General features: G+C 36.1%; 3 protein-coding genes. All 3 read left to right on the top strand.

All coding sequences use genetic code 11. The features are described from left to right. Nucleotides 1–242, top strand: a 242-nt coding sequence (locus G5W_RS23875) for a hypothetical protein (protein WP_010099218.1), incomplete at its 5' end; no start/stop codon positions are given. Nucleotides 243–284: 42 nt separating this feature from the next. Beyond that, nucleotides 285–650 (top strand): phage holin family protein, encoded by a 366-nt coding sequence (locus tag G5W_RS0119310; protein ID WP_010099214.1) that lies wholly within the window; start codon nt 285–287, stop codon nt 648–650. Next, nucleotides 650–1,245, top strand: a 596-nt coding sequence (locus G5W_RS0119305; RefSeq protein ID WP_010099212.1) for an N-acetylmuramoyl-L-alanine amidase family protein, incomplete at its 3' end; no start/stop codon positions are given. The genes G5W_RS0119310 and G5W_RS0119305, both read left to right, overlap by 1 nt.

The following is a 1,245-nucleotide window of genomic DNA, read 5'->3' as shown; positions in this document are numbered from 1 at the left end:
CCGGGTTTGCTTTTTGGATTGTTCCCGATAAAAACCTTATTTTTATTGGGGTACTTGGTTTAGTTGCTTTAATATCGGTCATCATGTTACGCTTTCTACCACCTAAAGAGGAAGGGGAACACAAACCTTTACCTCAATGGTTAAATAAAACTAAAAATGTTTTATTTTACACATTTGGTAGTGTGAGCGTAGTAATTGTGGTTGGTTCATTTTTTATTTATATATACTCATTTTTTGATTAAAGGGCTGAGAAATCAGTCCTTTTTCTATTGGAGGGAAAGACAATGATGGAATTTAATAATGGAATAGACATTGCAGCAGTTGTGGGTAATGTGTGGTATGTAGTACTAGGATTTATTGCATTTGATGTGGTCACGGGGTTACTAGCTGCAGGGAAAGAAAAAAAGTTAAATAGTTCGATTAACTATGTAGGGTTAATACGCAAAGTGGGGGAACTGGCAGCAGTTGCCTTTTTTGTTTTTATAGATGCCTATTTAGGAGCAAATGAACAGATTGTTAAAATCGGTGTAGGTATGGTTATTGTATATGAAGTATTAAGCATTGTAGAGAACTTTAGTCGAATTGGATTGAATCTTAATTTTGTAACGAAATTCTTTGATTCTAATAAAGTTGGCAAGGGTGATAAGTAATGACCTATCCATTTCATTCATTTGAGTATGATTTGTTTATTGATCCAGGGCACGGAGGTAATGACCCAGGTGCTAATGGGTTCGGCGCAAAAGAAAAAGACTGGACACTCAGAATCAGCTTATATCAGTATGTAAGATTCAAAGAATTAGGTGTTAAAGTTGCCATTACTCGAACTACTGACAAAAATTTAGCTTCCGGACCACGTACAGCATTGATTAAAAACAAAGCTAGATACTGCATGAGTAATCACTTTAACGCATTTAATGGAAAAGCTCGCGGTGTGGAAGTAATACACTCTGTGTGGACTGATGACAAGTTAGCAGAAAGGTTTGCGAGGGCGATTAGTGGAGTTTCGGGAATACCATATAAGCGAGTATTTTCACGACAGGCAGACTGGACCAAGAATAAACTTGATTACTACTTTATTCCTCGTGAAACTGGTAATACAGAAAGCCTAATATTTGAATATGGATTTATCGACAACAAAGCAGATAACGATTACTACAAGAATGAAGATAACTTATTCAAAGTGGCTGAAAGAGTAGTAGAAGAATGGTGTAAGGTGTTAGGAGTAAAATACGTACCACCAAAAAA

The sequence above is a fragment of the Ornithinibacillus scapharcae TW25 genome, assembly GCF_000190475.1.
In the GTDB taxonomy this organism is placed as follows: domain Bacteria; phylum Bacillota; class Bacilli; order Bacillales; family Amphibacillaceae; genus Ornithinibacillus; species Ornithinibacillus scapharcae.
Note: the sequence above shows the minus strand (reverse complement) of the source record. Positions and strands in the feature narration are given on the sequence as shown.

Excerpts from the sequence above, each read along its gene's own strand:
- G5W_RS0119310 (WP_010099214.1), top strand. The coding sequence starts at position 285 with ATGATGGAATTTAATAATGGAATAGACATTGCAGCAGTTGTGGGTAAT.